The 16,153-nt window shown below is 47.1% G+C and carries 16 protein-coding genes; 5 read left to right on the top strand and 11 right to left on the bottom strand.

Features of this window, described 5'->3' with window-relative positions; genetic code table 11:
- Positions 1 to 88 precede the first annotated feature (88 nt).
- The gene (locus tag GPL15_RS26630) at positions 89 to 640 is read right to left on the bottom strand and encodes a hypothetical protein (protein WP_215701703.1); all 552 of its coding nucleotides are present in this window, start codon (positions 638 to 640) and stop codon (positions 89 to 91) included.
- Positions 637 to 2,118, bottom strand: a complete 1,482-nt coding sequence (locus GPL15_RS26635; protein WP_215701704.1) for a protein kinase — start codon at positions 2,116 to 2,118, stop codon at positions 637 to 639. Before GPL15_RS26635 ends, GPL15_RS26630 begins: the two co-directional genes overlap by 4 nt.
- A 161-nt stretch (positions 2,119 to 2,279) precedes the next feature.
- Here GPL15_RS26635 and GPL15_RS26640 point away from each other — a divergent pair, with 161 nt between their 5' ends.
- Positions 2,280 to 3,011: an adaptor protein MecA gene (locus GPL15_RS26640; RefSeq protein WP_215701705.1), complete on the top strand. Its 732-nt coding sequence runs from the start codon at positions 2,280 to 2,282 to the stop codon at positions 3,009 to 3,011.
- A gap of 181 nt (positions 3,012 to 3,192) precedes the next feature.
- Here GPL15_RS26640 and GPL15_RS26645 read toward each other — a convergent pair whose 3' ends face one another.
- Positions 3,193 to 3,393, bottom strand: a complete 201-nt coding sequence (locus GPL15_RS26645; RefSeq protein ID WP_215701706.1) for a DUF1858 domain-containing protein — start codon at positions 3,391 to 3,393, stop codon at positions 3,193 to 3,195.
- Positions 3,394 to 3,808: 415 nt separating this feature from the next.
- On the opposite strand from GPL15_RS26645, the gene pflB reads away from it, so the two are divergent.
- The 3 genes from pflB to pflA all read left to right on the top strand — a co-directional run bounded on the left by pflB (position 3,809) and on the right by pflA (position 7,294).
- Entirely contained in the window at positions 3,809 to 5,929 is a 2,121-nt protein-coding gene (gene pflB, locus GPL15_RS26650; RefSeq protein ID WP_215701707.1) for a formate C-acetyltransferase, read from the top strand.
- A gap of 65 nt (positions 5,930 to 5,994) precedes the next feature.
- Positions 5,995 to 6,246 (top strand): autonomous glycyl radical cofactor GrcA3, encoded by a 252-nt coding sequence (grcA3, locus tag GPL15_RS26655; RefSeq protein ID WP_215701708.1) that lies wholly within the window; start codon positions 5,995 to 5,997, stop codon positions 6,244 to 6,246.
- A gap of 295 nt (positions 6,247 to 6,541) precedes the next feature.
- Positions 6,542 to 7,294: a pyruvate formate-lyase-activating protein gene (gene pflA, locus GPL15_RS26660; RefSeq protein WP_215701709.1), complete on the top strand. Its 753-nt coding sequence runs from the start codon at positions 6,542 to 6,544 to the stop codon at positions 7,292 to 7,294.
- 135 nt (positions 7,295 to 7,429) lie between these two features.
- Here pflA and GPL15_RS26665 read toward each other — a convergent pair whose 3' ends face one another.
- The 5 genes from GPL15_RS26665 to GPL15_RS26685 form a co-directional block, all read right to left on the bottom strand.
- The gene (locus GPL15_RS26665; protein ID WP_215701710.1) at positions 7,430 to 7,834 is read right to left on the bottom strand and encodes a type II toxin-antitoxin system VapC family toxin; all 405 of its coding nucleotides are present in this window, start codon (positions 7,832 to 7,834) and stop codon (positions 7,430 to 7,432) included.
- On the bottom strand, positions 7,831 to 8,061 hold the full coding sequence (gene vapB / locus GPL15_RS26670) for a type II toxin-antitoxin system VapB family antitoxin (protein WP_215701711.1): 231 nt from the start codon (positions 8,059 to 8,061) through the stop codon (positions 7,831 to 7,833). Before vapB ends, GPL15_RS26665 begins: the two co-directional genes overlap by 4 nt.
- A 104-nt stretch (positions 8,062 to 8,165) precedes the next feature.
- On the bottom strand, positions 8,166 to 9,014 hold the full coding sequence (locus GPL15_RS26675) for a sugar phosphate isomerase/epimerase (protein ID WP_215701712.1): 849 nt from the start codon (positions 9,012 to 9,014) through the stop codon (positions 8,166 to 8,168).
- Between the two features lie 6 nt (positions 9,015 to 9,020).
- Positions 9,021 to 10,025 (bottom strand): hydroxyacid dehydrogenase, encoded by a 1,005-nt coding sequence (locus GPL15_RS26680; RefSeq protein WP_215701713.1) that lies wholly within the window; start codon positions 10,023 to 10,025, stop codon positions 9,021 to 9,023.
- Positions 10,026 to 10,042: 17 nt separating this feature from the next.
- Positions 10,043 to 11,173 (bottom strand): glycoside hydrolase family 88 protein, encoded by a 1,131-nt coding sequence (locus GPL15_RS26685; protein ID WP_215701714.1) that lies wholly within the window; start codon positions 11,171 to 11,173, stop codon positions 10,043 to 10,045.
- 300 nt (positions 11,174 to 11,473) lie between these two features.
- On the opposite strand from GPL15_RS26685, the gene GPL15_RS26690 reads away from it, so the two are divergent.
- Positions 11,474 to 12,679 (top strand): IS110 family transposase, encoded by a 1,206-nt coding sequence (locus GPL15_RS26690; protein ID WP_215701780.1) that lies wholly within the window; start codon positions 11,474 to 11,476, stop codon positions 12,677 to 12,679.
- 289 nt (positions 12,680 to 12,968) lie between these two features.
- Here the strand turns inward: GPL15_RS26690 and GPL15_RS26695 are convergent, their stop codons facing one another.
- The 3 genes from GPL15_RS26695 to GPL15_RS26705 form a co-directional block, all read right to left on the bottom strand.
- Entirely contained in the window at positions 12,969 to 13,289 is a 321-nt protein-coding gene (locus tag GPL15_RS26695; protein WP_215701715.1) for a cupin domain-containing protein, read from the bottom strand.
- Positions 13,290 to 13,434: 145 nt separating this feature from the next.
- Positions 13,435 to 14,169 carry an SDR family NAD(P)-dependent oxidoreductase gene (locus GPL15_RS26700; RefSeq protein ID WP_215701716.1) on the bottom strand — a complete coding sequence of 245 codons (735 nt, stop codon included), beginning with the start codon at positions 14,167 to 14,169 and terminating at the stop codon, positions 13,435 to 13,437.
- Between the two features lie 38 nt (positions 14,170 to 14,207).
- Complete coding sequence (locus GPL15_RS26705; protein WP_215701717.1) at positions 14,208 to 16,106, bottom strand: heparinase II/III family protein; 1,899 nt, start codon at positions 16,104 to 16,106, stop codon at positions 14,208 to 14,210.
- Between the last annotated feature and the right edge of the window lie 47 nt (positions 16,107 to 16,153).

Genomic DNA, 16,153 nt, shown 5'->3' on the forward strand with positions numbered 1-16,153 from the left:
GCCGCCCTGCCGGCATTTTATTGGAGGCAGAACCTCTGACCCGGAAGGTATTTGTGACATATCATTCCCGGTTCTGCCTCATTGACTCTTATTTTTCAAAATATGCGATCATCCGGCGGTTCAGTGCAAAAGGATCTTCTGAAAGAGGAATTCGTTCGACAGGAAGTTTCAGCTTCTTTCTGATTTGTCTTCTGGCGTCTTCGCTCCCAAAGGAAACGGCGTAATTCCAGCTCTTATAACCGGCTTCTCCCTTCATCTCCCGGACAAATTCCAAAAATCCCCCTATCTGCCATTCGCTCAGTGAGCCTATCACATATTTTTTATCACATCGTAAAAATTCGATTTTTTGTTTTAAAAAATCACTTCCAAAATCAATGATGATCTGGTCATATCCCTCTGCCATACAAGAAAGCAGTACTTCCGGCCCGGAACATTTATAATAATCCGCGTTTAATACGGAAAAACAGGATTCTTCCGATACGGAACCTTTGCAAATGCGCTCCATCCGTTCAAAATCTCCGTGTCCGTTCCATTCCAGAACCGCGCATCTTAACCGGCACACGCTGACCAGATAATTTGCCAGCAATATGGCATAATGAGTGGCGCCGGCTCCATGGGACGTGCCCAGAATTCCGCTCACCACCTGTTCCTGCCCAACAGCCCAAGCAGCATTTTTCCCTCCGCTTTTACGGCGGCTCTTTTCAGTCTTCGCAGCAGTCCTCCCCTTTCTGTCCTGATTTCCAAACTGTTCATCAGCGTTTCATAAAACTTCATGTGGATTTCTTCCGGATGAAATGGGTCCGGCTGCCAGGGCGCCTTAAAACAGAATTCCGGTTTCAGATTCCCGTCCTTCCTGACTTTCACCCCAGCCGCCACATGATTGAAGATAACCCGCGTACAAACATGGGAATCCAGCTTCCCTACGGCTTTTCCGGCCTCCCCGGCTTCCCAAAGGCTTCCGTCGCAGACAAGGAAAATGCAGTCCGCATCCGAAGTATCCTTCAATCTGGTAAAATCACTGCCATAGTCCTTAATCACCACCGGGCTGCCGCATCTTTCCAGAACCACAGCCTCCCCATATCTGGGTTTCATCGTACATCCCCTGATCCTGACCCGGCCAAACCGGTCCGCCCGGGCGCCGAAAATAAGCGCCAGCCGCCTCACGGCGCCTGAGTCATTGCACTCTTCATAAAGACTGGGATAGCCTGATAACCTGAGATAAACAGAGAAACCGATTGCCAGATGAGTCGTTCCGACTCCTGATTTGCCGCCTGCAAAGGCGATTGTAAGAGATGATATCTGATTTTTTTGAAATAACTTTGAAACACCGTTTGTCTTCTGGTCCAGCCGGATCAAATCCCGGCATAATTCTTCTGCTGACTGGTATCGTTTATCCGGATCGGGATCGAGACATGTTTTGACGATTTCCCTGAACCGAAGGCTCCATCCGCACAATCCCGGTGACGGGGATTCCTCCGGATACTTTCCGGTTCCCAGGTAGATTAAGGTAACACCAATGGCATAAATGTCAGTCCGTTCATCCAGCAACACGTCCGTCCTGTATTGTTCCGGCGCCGCCCATCCTATGGTCCCATAGCGCTGTGAGGAAGCATTCGCCTGGTCCATGGCCGCGGAATGGTCAAAATCAACCAGTTTGACAGTTTCATTGCATAACAATAAATTCTTGGGCTGAAGATCTAAATATAAAATGGGAATTTCCCCTGCAGAATGCAGGTAATTGACTATCTGGCAGATCTGGATCCCGTAACGGACCGTCATTGCCGCAGTCAGATGACCTTGATTATGGATCAGGTCATAGAATGATTCTCCTTCCAAGTACTCCTCGATCAGGTAGCTGTACTCAGAATCTTCTTCTAAATCGTAAATGATGGGGATTCCGGGATGGCGCAGTTCCTTTAAGATCAATGCTTCTCTTTTAAACCGGCTGTAATCCACGTAGGACTTGGATACCCGCTTGATGGCCCTGAATTCTTCCAGTTCCATATGCACCGCTAAAAACACAGTACCGGCGCGTCCTTTCCCTAAAATACCCTTTAACTGATATTTACCAAATAAAACGGTGTCTTCTAAGACGCACACCTCCTTTGTAAATATCATCTCTTGAAGCCATTCTAATACAAAAATACGATTTTTACAATCTTTATTTAAAAAATCTCTAAAAAATTCCTTAAAATTTCACATAGGAATTGCCTTTTCGCTATAATATATAGTATAGTTAGATTGAGGAAGCAGACTTTAAAAGAAAAGGAAGTGATCCTATGAAGATAGAACGTATCAATGATAATCAGATTCGATGTACACTGAGCAGTTTCGACTTGAGCGTCCGTAATCTGAATCTGGGTGAACTGGCATACGGAAGCGAAAAAGCGCGCAGCCTTTTTCGTGAGATGATCCAGAAAGCATCCAATGAAGTCGGTTTTGAAGCCGAAGATATCCCACTCATGGTAGAAGCCATACCACTGTCGAATGAAAGCGTAATGTTAGTCATCACTAAAATAGAAGACCCGGAAGAACTGGACACCCGTTTTTCAAAATTCACCCCCATGTCCGATGAAGACCAGGACAGTGTGAATGATCTGGCCCATGAACTGTTGGAAGGCGCCGACGGGCTGTTAAGCCTCTTATCGGATAATATGAAGCAGACCCTGGAAGAACCGCCTGTCCACGATGTTACGCCTGCTCCTCAGGCGCCGGTTCCGGCTTCCCGGATTTATAGTTTTGACAGCCTTGACCGTATATGCGAAGTAGCCCGCATTGTTGGACATGTCTATGACGGAAAGAATACTCTTTACAAGAAACCGGACAGCCGCCAGTACTACTTAGTGGTAAAAACCAATGACAGCAATTCCCTCAGTTTCAGCCGCCTGTGCAATATTCTGGCAGAATACGGCACAAAGATCCGGCAGGAATACGCCAGCGAGGCTTATTACAAAGAGCATTATGAAGTGATCATAAGAAACAGCGCTCTTCAAAAGCTGGCCGATCTTTAACAGGAACTCTCCTGGCCGGAAACATTTTCCGGCCGTGAGGGATTTTACTCCCTGGAGCGCAGACCGCGCAGTTGGCCGCTGAAAATTTTCAAACACCACCTGTGCTGCGGCTGCATGAAACGGATAAAAATCAAAAAACAGGTGAGGAGTTAAACTGACTCTTCACCTGTTTTCTTCTGACCTATCTTTCTGCTAATACTTCATTCATCTTGCTCACTAAATCATCGCAGTCGATTCCATGAACAAAACATGCCTCTTCCAATGTTTCACCCTGAGCGGACGGACATCCAAGACAATGCATGCCTGCTCCCATTAACATCTGAGGAATTAATTCATCCATACCGACTAACTGGCCGATTAACATATCTTTACTGATCACCATGATAATAACCTCCTTCTTGCACATACTATTCCTAATATAATACGATTTTAATATTTTGACAAGATAATTTTACGTAACAGTTCAGACGGCGGGAAAATTGATAAAGGAAGCGGCGTCAAGCTGGCTTGTAAGCCGCTTCCTTTATCAATTTTCACATCGGATGGACATCCGATGCTTCTTGACCGGCTTTTTCGGTCAAGAAGATAAGCCGGCTGTACTGTTACAAATTGATAAAGGAAGCGTCTTTTTCTACCATTTTACTAGGAATTCCTATTTTTACCAAGTATTTACTGGCTAAACCAGAAAAATTCTCATTTATTGCTATTGACGTGTATACAATGTGCATTTATAATAAACACTACGAAACGTTACTAATTTAACTAATCATTCATAGATAAAACAGGAGGTACTCTCAATGAAAACAGAGTGGCGCGATTTTAACGGCGGCGTATGGGAAAAAGAGATCAATGTCAGAGACTTCATCCAGAAGAACTATACTCCATATGACGGAGATGATTCTTTCCTTGCAGGACCTACCCAGAACACAAAAGATCTTTGGGATCAGGTTATGGAACTGAGCAAAGAGGAACTGGAAGCGGGCGGCGTCCTGGATATGGACACCAAAGTTATTTCTACGATCACCTCTCATCCAGCCGGATATTTGAATAAAGATAAAGAAACCATCGTCGGCTTTCAGACAGACAAGCCTTTTAAACGTTCTTTACAGCCTTACGGCGGTATCCGCATGGCGGAAAAAGCCTGCCTTGACAATGGATATAAAGTAGATCCTGAGATCAGCGAATTCTTTACCGCCCATAGAAAAACCCACAACGCAGGCGTATTTGACGCTTATACTCCTGAAATGAGAGCCTGCCGTTCCAGCCATATCATCACCGGACTTCCCGACGCCTACGGACGGGGACGTATTATCGGCGACTACCGCCGTATCGCTCTTTATGGAGTGGACCGTCTGATTGAGGACAAGGAAGAGCAGAAAGCCACCACAAGAAGCACCATGTATTCGGAGATCATCCGTGACCGGGAGGAATTATCTGAACAGATCCGCGCATTAAAAGAGCTGAAAAAGCTGGGCGAGATCTACGGCTTTGACATTTCAAAACCTGCCACAGATGTGAAAGAAGCCATTCAGTGGACGTATTTCGGATATCTGGCGGCTGTTAAGGAACAGAACGGCGCCGCTATGTCCCTTGGACGTACCTCCACATTTATTGATATTTATTCCGCACGGGATTTAAAAGAAGGCAGATATACGGAAGAGCAGATTCAGGAATTCGTGGATCATTTTATCATGAAACTGCGCCTTGTTAAATTTGCCCGTACTCCTGAGTATAACTCCCTGTTCTCCGGCGACCCCACCTGGGTAACGGAATCCATCGGCGGCATCGGCATTGACGGACGCCACATGGTGACCAAGATGTCCTACCGTTATCTGCACACTCTGCAGAACCTGGGAACCGCTCCGGAACCGAACCTGACCGTACTCTGGTCTACCCGCCTTCCGCATAATTTCAAGAGATTTTGCGCAAAAACCTCCATCGAATCCTCTTCCATCCAGTATGAAAATGATGATCTGATGCGGGTAACCCACGGAGACGACTACGCCATCGCCTGCTGCGTATCTTCCATGAGAGTGGGCAAGGAAATGCAGTTCTTCGGCGCCCGCGCAAACCTTGCCAAGTGTCTCCTGTACGCCATCAACGGCGGTATCGACGAAGTGAGCAAAAAGCAGGTCGGCCCCAAATACCGGCCGATCACATCCGAATACCTGGATTACGATGAAGTTCTGGAAGCTTATCAGGACATGATGCAGTGGCTGGCAGGCGTTTACGTAAACAGCCTTAACATCATCCATTATATGCATGATAAATATTCTTATGAAAGAGTGCAGATGGCCCTTCACGACCATAAAGTGACCCGTTGGTTTGCAACCGGTATCGCTGGATTGTCCGTAGTGGCGGATTCCCTGTCCGCAATCAAATATGCCAAGGTTAAGACCATCCGTGATGAAAATGGCATTGTAGTGGACTATGAAGTAGAAGGCGATTTCCCGAAATACGGCAACAACGACGACCGGGTGGATGAGATTGCCAGCGATATCGTGCACACCTTCATGAACTATATCAAGCGCAACCACTGCTACCGGGGAGGTATTCCCACAACTTCCATCCTGACAATCACATCCAATGTGGTCTACGGAAAAGCCACAGGTTCAACCCCGGACGGACGTAAAGGCGGCGAGCCTTTCGCTCCCGGCGCAAACCCAATGCACAGACGCGATACCCATGGCGCAGTCGCATCTTTGGCATCCGTTGCAAAGCTTCCATTTAAGGATGCACAGGACGGCATTTCCAATACCTTCTCCATCATCCCGGGAGCCCTTGGAAAAGAGGATCAGATCTTCATGGGCGATATCGACGTAGAACTGGATATCGATGCAAAAGACCTGCCTGAATACGATGACTGCGGCGGCGCATGCAGTTCACCGACAATTTTCGAATCACTTGACAGAGAATAAAAACACTCAATGGTAACAATCACAATTAACCTGGCCGCGTTTGGCGGCAGAACGGAGGAAAATTTATGGCATATACAAACGCAAGCGACGCACAAATTGATAACCTGGTATCTTTATTGGACGGCTACGCTGAAAAGGGCGGACATCATTTGAATGTAAATGTGTTTACAAAAGAAACCCTTTTAGACGCTCAGGCTCATCCGGAGAAATATCCGCAGCTTACGGTAAGAGTGTCCGGTTACGCGGTTAACTTTATTAAGCTGACGAAAGAACAGCAGGATGAGGTTATTTCACGTACCTTCCATCAGTCTATCTAATACTTTTTAACATTAAAGGGTGACATTAAAGGGTGAAGGCATTTTCGAAAATGCCCTCACCCTTTAATGTAAACCCTCAAGCCATTTTTAAAAATGCCTTCACCCTTTAATGTAAAACCTCAAGCCATTTTTGAAAATGCCTTCACCCTTTAATGTAAACCCTCAACCCATTTTTGAAAATGCCTTCACCCTTTAATGTAAACCCTCAACCCATTTTTAAAAATGCCTTCACCCCTTATATCACCCCTTATATCAACCCTTATATAAAATCTTCGCCCCCAAAAAGGAGAAACTAATGATAGGTCACATTCATTCCATAGAAAGTTTCGGAACCGTAGACGGTCCCGGCATCCGCATGGTGGTCTTTACAAAAGGCTGCCCCCTGCGCTGCCAATACTGCCACAACCCGGATACCTGGGAAATGTCAGGCGGCACGGACATGACCGTCGAAGAAATCCTCAGCCAATACGACCAGTCCAAAGAATTTTATTCCAACGGCGGCCTCACCGTCACCGGCGGAGAACCTTTAATGCAGATCGGCTTCGTAACCGAATTATTCGAAGCCGCCCGCAAAAAAGGGATTCACACCTGTCTCGACACCTCCGGCGTCACCTTCCGCCGTGAAAACAAAGACATTCGCGCCAAATTCGACCGCCTGCTGTCCGTCACGGACCTGGTCTTACTGGACATCAAGCATATCGATTCCAGCGAGCACGAAAAGCTTTGTTCCCAGCCCAATGAAAATATCCTGGATTTCGCCCGCTATCTGGACGAAAAATCAATCCCCATGTGGATTCGCCACGTAGTCGTTCCCGGGCTTACGGACGATCACCGGTATCTTTACCAGCTGGGCCGTTTCATCGGCACCCTGAGGCATGTGAAGGCCTTAGATGTGCTTCCCTATCATAACATGGGGGAGATGAAATATGAAAAGCTGGGGATTTCCTATCCATTAAAAGGGGTCTCTCCGGCTACAAAAGAACAGGCAGCGGAGGCCAGGAAGTATATTTTGATGGGAATTCGCGATGAACGGAGACAAGTGAAATAAAATGTATAGGGCACTTAGATGGTTATTGGGCCGCTCCTGAAAACCATTGGTCTTCAGAAGCGGCCATCAATCTTCGGGAGAGACCGCCAGTCTTCGAGAGAATTCAACGAAAAAAGTGCCCCTTCTCAAATTTGTTTACTCTTTTGTCCAGTCTTCCACTTCCAAATCTTCCACTCGGAAAAACTCTCTGGTGTTATTGGTCACAAGGATCAATCCCTCTGACCTTGCGTGTCCTGCAATCAGCATATCCATCGGTCCAATGGGTGTACCCTTACGTTCAAGATCAGCGCGAACTTTTCCGTATTCCTCCGCCGCATAGTTATCAAACGGAAGAATGGAGATAGATGACAGGAACAACGTGACGGCCACACGATTGCGCTCAGCTGCCTGGCTCTTTTCCACACCGTGCATCAGCTCACCATAGGTGATAGCTGAGATGCACATGTCATCTGGATTATGTTTTAAAAAGTTTTTTATCACCTCTGGCGGCTTATGCTTGATTACATAAATGCAGATGTTTGTGTCCAGCATATACTTCATAGAGCTTCACGCTCCTGTACCGCAGGCTGCTCTCTTCCATCACTCATGAAATCATCCGAGAACAGTTCCAAGCTCTTTAGGAATCCAGACCATTTGTTTTCTTTCGGCGTCAGAATAACAATATCACCGATCTTATTAACCGCAACCTCATCCCCATTAAAGCGGCACTCTTTTGGAAGCCGAACTGCCTGACTCCGGCCATTTTCAAACAATTTTGCAGTCATCATAATAATGCACCTCCTTATACCATAAGTATATATCATGATATATACTTTGTCAAATAATTCTCTGTGTCTCTTTTTTAGTTTGCGCAAGAAGATGCATACTATGTTCAATCGGTGCAGGCTGTAGGTCTGGAAATCCCATTCATAAATTCCGCAAACTGCCTGATCATTTCATCAACCTCAAATCCTTCCCCTCTCAGCTCCTCCCGCCAGGCCCTTTCCCACTCCAACGAAAAGTACCCGTTATAGCCGGTTTCGGTTATCATGTCCACAATCTCTTTAATCGGTACGGTCCCTTCACCGATTCTGGTGTATTTCCAGCTGCTGCGGTCCGGGTCGTCCCAGGGGGTGCCGTCTTTGATGTGTACATGAACCAGGTCGTCCTTCACGTATCCCAGGGTTTCCCGGGGCTGTTCTCCCGATTCTAAGGGATGCATAATATCCCAAAGCAGTTTAATGTGCCTGAAATCATGCTGGTTTAACAGTTCTCTCAAAACCTCTCCCTTGGCGAATTCATCGTGGGTTTCGATCCAGATTTCCGTTTGGTACTGGTCCAGGATTTCATCCGCTTCAATCAGCCATTTTACCACTCCGGCATAGTCCACTTTGGGCACATCGTCGGACCAGCGCTTTTTCTTAAATCCCATCATGATCCTCAGACCGCCACAGTGCAGGATGTTGGCGATCCTGGAACAGCGTCTGAGCTCGTCAAAACCGTTTTCATTATAGTGATTGATCCTGATGCTGGTTCCCAGATCAGATACCTTCATCTGGTTTTCACATAGATATTCGTACATTTCCTTATAGGCCTGGTCCGGCAGAGAAAGGGCGGACCAGGGGTGGAAGTTCATGCGGATTTCCAGGGCTTCGATTCCATTTTCCCGGCATATTTTTACCGTATCTTCCAGGGTCCAATCCTGAAATGCCAGCGTACTGGCCGCCAGTTTATATTTCATTTAACCTCAACCTCCCGACGTCATTCTGACTGCATATTCATAGGGAATTCCGTCTTCATACGGCCTGCCTTCCAGAATCGCCAGGATGTCTTCGGCCAGTTTTAAAGTCACCTTTTCCCTCATATCAAAGGTGGGGCCCGCCATATGGGGGAAGAGAAGCACATTGTCCAGATTCCGCAGTTCACTGTCCGCAGGCAGGGGCTCCTGGTGGTAGACATCTAAAATGGCTTTGAAACGGCCGGTTTTCAGCTCTTTCATCATGGCCTCTTCGTCCACAATTCCAGCCCGGGCCGTATTGACAAACAGCGCCCCCGGCTTGATTCTCTTCAATAAATCCTCTGTGATCATTCCCCTGGTTTCTTTGTTCAGCGCCCCATGGAGGGAAATGATATCGCAGGTTTCAAATATCTCTTCCGCAGACGCGATCCTGACGCCTTTCTGCTCTGCCTCTTCTCCTGTTATGTATTTGGACGCCACCAGAATCTCAGGCTGGAACCATTTCAATAGGTCGATATAATATTTTGCAATGGCGCCGTAACCCACAATGCCTATTTTCTTCCCGATCATTCCTGAGTTATTGCCGGGAACCCGTCTCCAGCCGTCATTTTTTATGGAATTCACCTCGTCATACAGGCATCTGAGGGACATGAGGGTATAGGCCAGACAGCCTTCCGCCACACTCTTGGCAAACAGGTCATTTCCGCTCAAAACAATGATCCCCCGGTCATACTCTTCCTTGCAGATCATGGTTGCCACCGTACCCCCTGTGTGGGCATGGATTTTCAAGCGGTTGGCCGCCTTTAACACATCTTCGTCTATCCTGGGCGTTTTCCATCCTGTCACCAGTATATCCACATCTTTGATATGTTCAATCAGTTCTTCCTTTGTATACGCCTGGCGGCCCGTATCGTTGTATTCCACGTCCCCCAGCGCCTCTAAAGCCGCTTTGGCTTTAGGCGTGAAAAAACTGTCTTTCACTTCCCCTGCTCCTACCGTAACCAGAATTTTCATGATTTTTCCTTTCCCCTTTACCAGATTTGAAATGTATTGCCCCTCAGTTTGCTGATGGCTTCAATGAAGAAATAATCCCCGTAAATGATCGGAATATGCCACCCCGCCTCACCGTGGTAACGCTCCGTTCCCATCATCAGAATGCCGTCTTCCTCTTCCTTCCAATTGCAGAATTCCCGATTCATAGCCATTAAAATCTTCCCAGCCGCTGCTTCATAGATGTCTTTTTCTTCCGGCGGGACGCATCTGGACAGTTCGATCAGCCCGCTGGCCCCGATTGCCCCGGCGGTGGAATCATAGATCACCGGCTTTTTCGGACTTCTGAAATCACAGAAAGGAAGCCAGCCGCTATAGCTCACACAATTGATAAAATAATTGGCGATTCTTTTGGCCGCATTCAGATAGCGGACATCCTTCGTATGTTCATAGCTGATGACAAAACCGTAGAGCCCCCAGGCCTGTCCCCTGCTCCAGGAAGAATCCGGCGCATATCCCTGTCCGCCCAAATGATCCAGTTCCTCACCATTTTCATTGTCGTAAACCACAATATGCTTCACGCTTCCGTCATCCCTCACATGATGGGCCAGGGTTTTATCCGCATGTTTCCTTGCCAGAGAGGCAAATCTGGGGTCCTTGATTTCATCGGAAGCCCAGTACAGGATGGACAGGTTCATCATGCAGTCTATGATGGCCCAGCCGATATTTTTCTCATTTCCCCGGTCATTCCAGGCCCGGATGTAATCTCCCGCCACATTAAACCGCCCCATCAGCAGGTTGGCGGCCAGAAGGGTTCTAACCCTGGATTCCCTGTTTCCCGTCAGCCTGTAGTTCAGACCGCTGGAAATGTGCCACATAAATCCCACATCGTGATGGAGCCCGTCGAATTCCCGAAATGCCCCGTCCAGGGTCTGCTCCGCCCGTTCGGCCACCTCTTTGTAAATGATTTCTCCGGTGTCCATGTACATCAGCCAGAGCATTCCCGGCCAGAATCCGTTGGTCCATTTACAAATATTGTCCCTGTAGTCATTGAATGTTCCGTCAATGCTGGTATACGGGATGTTTTCCGGGTTTCTTTCCGCTGTGAGACGCATCTTCGCCGCGATTTTCTCAAATACTTCGTCTGCAAATAACTTCAATTCCTTCTCCATACCGGAATTCCTTTCTACTACAATATATTTATGGTTAATAACCCTTACAGCCAGTAAGGAATTATCCATCTTGTTGCTTAAGCTGTTATAATGTTGGAGCAATCGGTATATCGGTTTCCTTTCTTGGACTTCGCGTCCGTTCAACAGACTGATAACCAGCTCATCATTTGCAGCGTTCGTTTTATGCAGGTTGAACTGCCTCCGGTACGTTCGTGTCACACCACAGTAGATTGAATAGGCAATGAGTAAAACTGGTACTTATCTATTGCAATAATCTTAAGGAGTGACAAATTTATGAACATGAACGCAGTTGGTATTGATGTTTCCAAAGGGAAAAGTATGGTCGCCATTCTCCGGCCTTATGGAGAAATCGTTTCTTCTCCCTTTGAAATCAAACACACTTCCAGTAACATCCGATCCTTGATAGCGCAGATCAGATCGATCCAAGGTGAATCCCGCATCGTTATGGAACACACTGGCCGTTACTACGAACCACTGGCCCGTGAGCTTTCTCTGGCAGGTCTTTTTGTAACTGCCGTAAATCCCAAGCTCATTAAAGACTTCGGAGATAACTCTCTCCGCAAAGTAAAGTCTGATAAAGCTGATGCTGTAAAAATAGCCCGTTATACACTTGACAGTTGGACAGAATTGAAACAATATAGTCTTATGGATGAAATACGCAATCAGTTAAAGACTATGAACCGTCAGTTTGGCTTCTACATGAAACACAAAACAGCTATGAAGAATAACCTCATCGGCATTCTCGATCAGACTTACCCTGGTGTAAATACTTACTTTGACAGCCCTGCCCGTGAGGACGGCAGCCAGAAGTGGGTTGATTTCGCCACTACATACTGGCATGTGGACTGTGTTCGTAACATGTCATTCAACGCATTTGTCGACCATTATCAGAAATGGTGCAAACGCAGGAAGTACAACTTCAGCAAAGACAAAGCTGAAGAAATCTATGGAGCTGCCAAGGAACTTGTTCCTGTGCTTCCAAAAGATGACCTAACCAAGCTGATCGTAAATCAGGCCATAGAACAATTAAACACGGCTTCCAAGACCGTGGAAGAACTCCGTACCCTGATGAACGAGGCAGCCGCCAAACTGCCGGAATATCCCGTTGTTATGGGAATGAAGGGTGTCGGCCCGTCTCTCGGACCTCAGCTTATGGCTGAGATTGGAGATGTCACACGTTTTACTCACAAAGGTGCTATCACTGCATTTGCTGGTGTAGATCCGGGTGTCAATGAATCAGGAACTTATGAACAAAAGAGTGTTCCAACTTCCAAACGCGGCTCATCTTCCCTTAGAAAAACCTTATTTCAGGTCATGGACTGTCTCATCAAGACAAAGCCGCAGGATGACCCTGTATATGCATTTATAGATAAGAAACGTGCTCAGGGAAAGCCTTATTACGTCTATATGACCGCAGGTGCTAACAAGTTTCTGCGTATCTATTACGGAAGAGTAAAGGAATATCTTATGTCCCTTCCGGAATAAGTAATACCACATCCTTTCAGACTAGCGGATAACGGTGGTCTATTTGGTGTACCTGAAATTCAATCAACAATAAATCTTGAAATTTTTCATTTTCCTATTGACTTTTTATTTGCAGGCTATTGATATTTAAAGCCGCCGTCTTAAAATTTAAGTCTATACTCATTAAAACAAAAAACCGCAGGCAGATTTTTCCGCCTGCGGCCTGCCTTCTCAGCCTCTAAATTTCTTTGCCGTCCAAAACTCACTAATCGTTCAGCAAGTTCGCAACAGTTCAGACAAGTCCGAACTCCTACAAAAAATCCTCTCTCTGAGGTGAAAAAATGTCCAGAATCACCGCGTCTTCCAAAGCAGTCGCCCCATGCGCCACATTTGGAGCCACATAATAGCTGTCCCCGGCCTTTAAATGATACTTCACACCGTCAGCCACATATTCAAAGGAACCGGACACAATATAGCTCACCTGCTCATGGACATGCTGATGCACGCTTCCCACAGCTCCCTTTACAAACGACGCTTCAACTCCCATCATATTGCCGCCCCGCGCCAGGATTCTTCTCGTAACTCCCGGCTCCGGATTGGTCGGAGTGATATCTTCATATTTCAAAACCATAATCCATCCCCCTGTTCTCTATTTTTCTCAGCTTTCTGCTCATTCCAAGCTGTCTCTGCGTTCTCAGACGCCTTCACTTCTTCAACTGATGCTATTTCCTCAGCTATCTTTACATTCCAAGCCGTCTTACCATTTCCAGCCGCATTTAAATAAACGCCTGCCCGCCGTTAATCTGTATAATTTCCCCAGTCAAAAATGAAGCCTTCTCAGAAGCCAGGAACTCAATCACCGACGCAACCTCAGACGCGTCGCCGAACCGTTTCATAACGATACCGTCCTTCCATGTCTCCATGATCTCACGTTTGGTAGCCGCGTGGAATTCCGTATCAATGGTTCCCGGAGACACCGCGTTAACCCGGATGCCATACTCAGCCAGATCTTTTGCAAGAGCCCTTGTCAGGCCTTCGATTGCCGCTTTTGCGGATGCATAGATGCCTGCGCCAGGACCGCCGCCTGAGGTCACCGCGATGGTGCTGTAATTGATGATAGAAGGATGGCTGCCCTTTTTAAGCAGCGGAATAGCCGCACGGCTTGCGAAAAATGCGCTGTCAAAGTTAAGAGCCATTACCCGTCTCATGAAAGAAGTTTCCATTCCTTCAAAACGCTGTCTGCCGCCTAATCCCCCGACGTTGTTAACCAGAACATCCAGGGAATCGTATTTCTCTGCGATTGTTTCGAAACATTTGTTCACGTCTTCCTCAACCATGGAATCCGCATAGATGAACTCAGCATTGATTCCCTCAGCTTTTAATTCCTCCAGCGCCGTATCCGCCGCTTCCTTGTCGATACCTGTAATGATAATGTCATAACCAGCCTTCCCAAGCGCCACTGCCGCGCTGAGACCGATTCCTCTTGTTCCGCCTGTAACTACTGCTCTCATAATTTTTTCTCCTTTATGCTATGATATAATATACCGTTTCAGTTCCCTGCCGCTTCCATCCTCAGATGATACTGCGGGTCCGCACCGGTATGTCTTAACAAAATGCTGGTTCTGATCTTATTGACCGGATTATCCATGGTTTTTAACAGATACAGCTGATGGCCTTCTATATCCACGGTGATTTTCAGTTTCTTATCTCCCAGACTGCCGTAAAGCACCGCCTGATCTCCCTGAACGTTCGCCTTTTTCACTTCCAGCACATGCTGGTATCCATTTTTGTCAAATCCCAGTTCCCCGTCTTCCAGCTCAAATCCATAATCCAGGCCAAAATCCGATTCCAAATGGAACACATAGTCATAGATCCCGTCTTTTCCTCCGCAGACTAAAAATGTATCCTCAACCCAGGCATCCCGGATTTCCACGGTTCTCGTATAATCAATCCCTTCATATACATTCGCCGCCCTGGCCGTCACCCTGCTGTCGTCAAAATACAGGCATTCCCCCGGGCTCACGGAAGTGATATCCGTGCCGTTCCAGCAGACCGTGTTGTGGGACAGGGTTTTTCTGTGCCATTCATTGCAGAGTTTCGAACGGTATCCCGCATTGGAAAGGTCTCTGGAAACCCGCTTTCCTTCGTACATCATTTCCACAGTCATGATGTCCGGGTGGGCGTGGGATTTGCCGTTGAGGCCGTATTTCATGAATACGTTCCAGGTTCCATTTCTCAACATCGCGAAATTGGATTTGGGGAAACTGCAGGAACCCTTTTCCACCGGGGTGAAACTGCTGTAATCAAAGTCGATATTGAACAGAAGCTGTTCTAAGCAGACCTGGTTTTTGCAGTAATACGGTTCCGACAGCGGCAAAATGGTCCTGGGCTCTTTGCAGGATTCAATGATCTTTGTTATATTGCCGATCTGGCTGTCCTCTCCCGCCGCCCTGGCCGCCGTGTGGTAGATATAGCTGAAGGTCTTTAAGTTCAGGTTCGGCCATCCGTCGTTGGGATTGGGCAGATACTGGTTGTCAAAGGCGTAGGAATATGCCTGGATGAACATATTGGTCAAAATCCGGCTGCTCTCTTCTCCAAAATCATAATCATAAATCCGGCTGAATAAAAACAGATAAGAAATCCCTTCTAATAGGAAGAAATTATAATGGATTGACCCTTCATACCAGAAAGAATCCTCCGTCACGCCCCGCTTTAACTGCTCATGTATATTGTATTCGCTGCCAAAGGTGAAATCGATCATCTCCTGGTCCTGGAAAGCCAGGCCCATCACTCCGATGGCCGATAAGTTCCAGCAGCTGATATTGTGGATGCGGGTGGCCTGAGGCGCCAGCAGATGGAACATCTCCCGGAACATTTTCCGGTATACCATGTCAAGCCACTCCTGATCCAGCTCGTCTTTTAAAATCTCTATGGCCTGCACAAAACGGATTGCCACGATGGATTCATTCAGCCCCTGGGGCATCATTTTTCCGCATCCCCACGCCATTGTATCGTAGGAATCGCAGATGTTGTTCTCCTTGTTGTGCAGCACGAATTCGTGATAATGGACGGCGTAGAAGTCCATCACAGAAACCGCGTAATCAAAATATTTCTTATCTTTGGTGGCCTTATAAACCACCGCGGATACCAATGCCATGACTACCGCCCGGTTTCTGTAAAAATAAGTCCAGACCCCGTCCAGAATCTCATTTTCATACACCTTGCCGCAGACCTCGCACCGGTGCTGCCGGGGCGAATGCAGGTCGAAAATCAACCGTCCCCCGTCGTCATCGCAGAAGTAATAATGCCCCCACCGGCTCAGTCTCTCCGGTGAATCGGAAAATTCCGGCATGAACTCATCCACTTCCGCTTTCATTTCCTCTATGATCTTCCGGTTTTCCTCCACGGAATTGATAAGCCGGTCAAAATTTGAATTCACATATTTCATAAGATTACCCTTTTCGTCCTCTCATCGTCTTCTATTGTCAGACACGC

The organism is Clostridium sp. MCC353 (genome assembly GCF_018785315.1).
GTDB lineage: Bacteria > Bacillota > Clostridia > Lachnospirales > Lachnospiraceae > CHH4-2.

Excerpts from the sequence above, each read along its gene's own strand:
- vapB (WP_215701711.1), bottom strand. The coding sequence starts at position 8,061 with ATGATGACTGCAAAATTGTTTGAAAATGGCCGGAGTCAGGCAGTTCGG.
- GPL15_RS26695 (WP_215701715.1), bottom strand. The coding sequence starts at position 13,289 with ATGGTTTTGAAATATGAAGATATCACTCCGACCAATCCGGAGCCGGGA.
- GPL15_RS26680 (WP_215701713.1), bottom strand. The coding sequence starts at position 10,025 with ATGAAAATTCTGGTTACGGTAGGAGCAGGGGAAGTGAAAGACAGTTTT.
- GPL15_RS26705 (WP_215701717.1), bottom strand. The coding sequence starts at position 16,106 with ATGAAATATGTGAATTCAAATTTTGACCGGCTTATCAATTCCGTGGAG.
- GPL15_RS26665 (WP_215701710.1), bottom strand. The coding sequence starts at position 7,834 with ATGAAGTATATGCTGGACACAAACATCTGCATTTATGTAATCAAGCAT.
- pflB (WP_215701707.1), top strand. The coding sequence starts at position 3,809 with ATGAAAACAGAGTGGCGCGATTTTAACGGCGGCGTATGGGAAAAAGAG.
- GPL15_RS26690 (WP_215701780.1), top strand. The coding sequence starts at position 11,474 with ATGAACGCAGTTGGTATTGATGTTTCCAAAGGGAAAAGTATGGTCGCC.
- GPL15_RS26645 (WP_215701706.1), bottom strand. The coding sequence starts at position 3,393 with ATGGTGATCAGTAAAGATATGTTAATCGGCCAGTTAGTCGGTATGGAT.
- pflA (WP_215701709.1), top strand. The coding sequence starts at position 6,542 with ATGATAGGTCACATTCATTCCATAGAAAGTTTCGGAACCGTAGACGGT.
- GPL15_RS26640 (WP_215701705.1), top strand. The coding sequence starts at position 2,280 with ATGAAGATAGAACGTATCAATGATAATCAGATTCGATGTACACTGAGC.
- GPL15_RS26675 (WP_215701712.1), bottom strand. The coding sequence starts at position 9,014 with ATGAAATATAAACTGGCGGCCAGTACGCTGGCATTTCAGGATTGGACC.
- GPL15_RS26685 (WP_215701714.1), bottom strand. The coding sequence starts at position 11,173 with ATGGAGAAGGAATTGAAGTTATTTGCAGACGAAGTATTTGAGAAAATC.
- GPL15_RS26635 (WP_215701704.1), bottom strand. The coding sequence starts at position 2,118 with ATGATATTTACAAAGGAGGTGTGCGTCTTAGAAGACACCGTTTTATTT.
- grcA3 (WP_215701708.1), top strand. The coding sequence starts at position 5,995 with ATGGCATATACAAACGCAAGCGACGCACAAATTGATAACCTGGTATCT.
- GPL15_RS26700 (WP_215701716.1), bottom strand. The coding sequence starts at position 14,169 with ATGAGAGCAGTAGTTACAGGCGGAACAAGAGGAATCGGTCTCAGCGCG.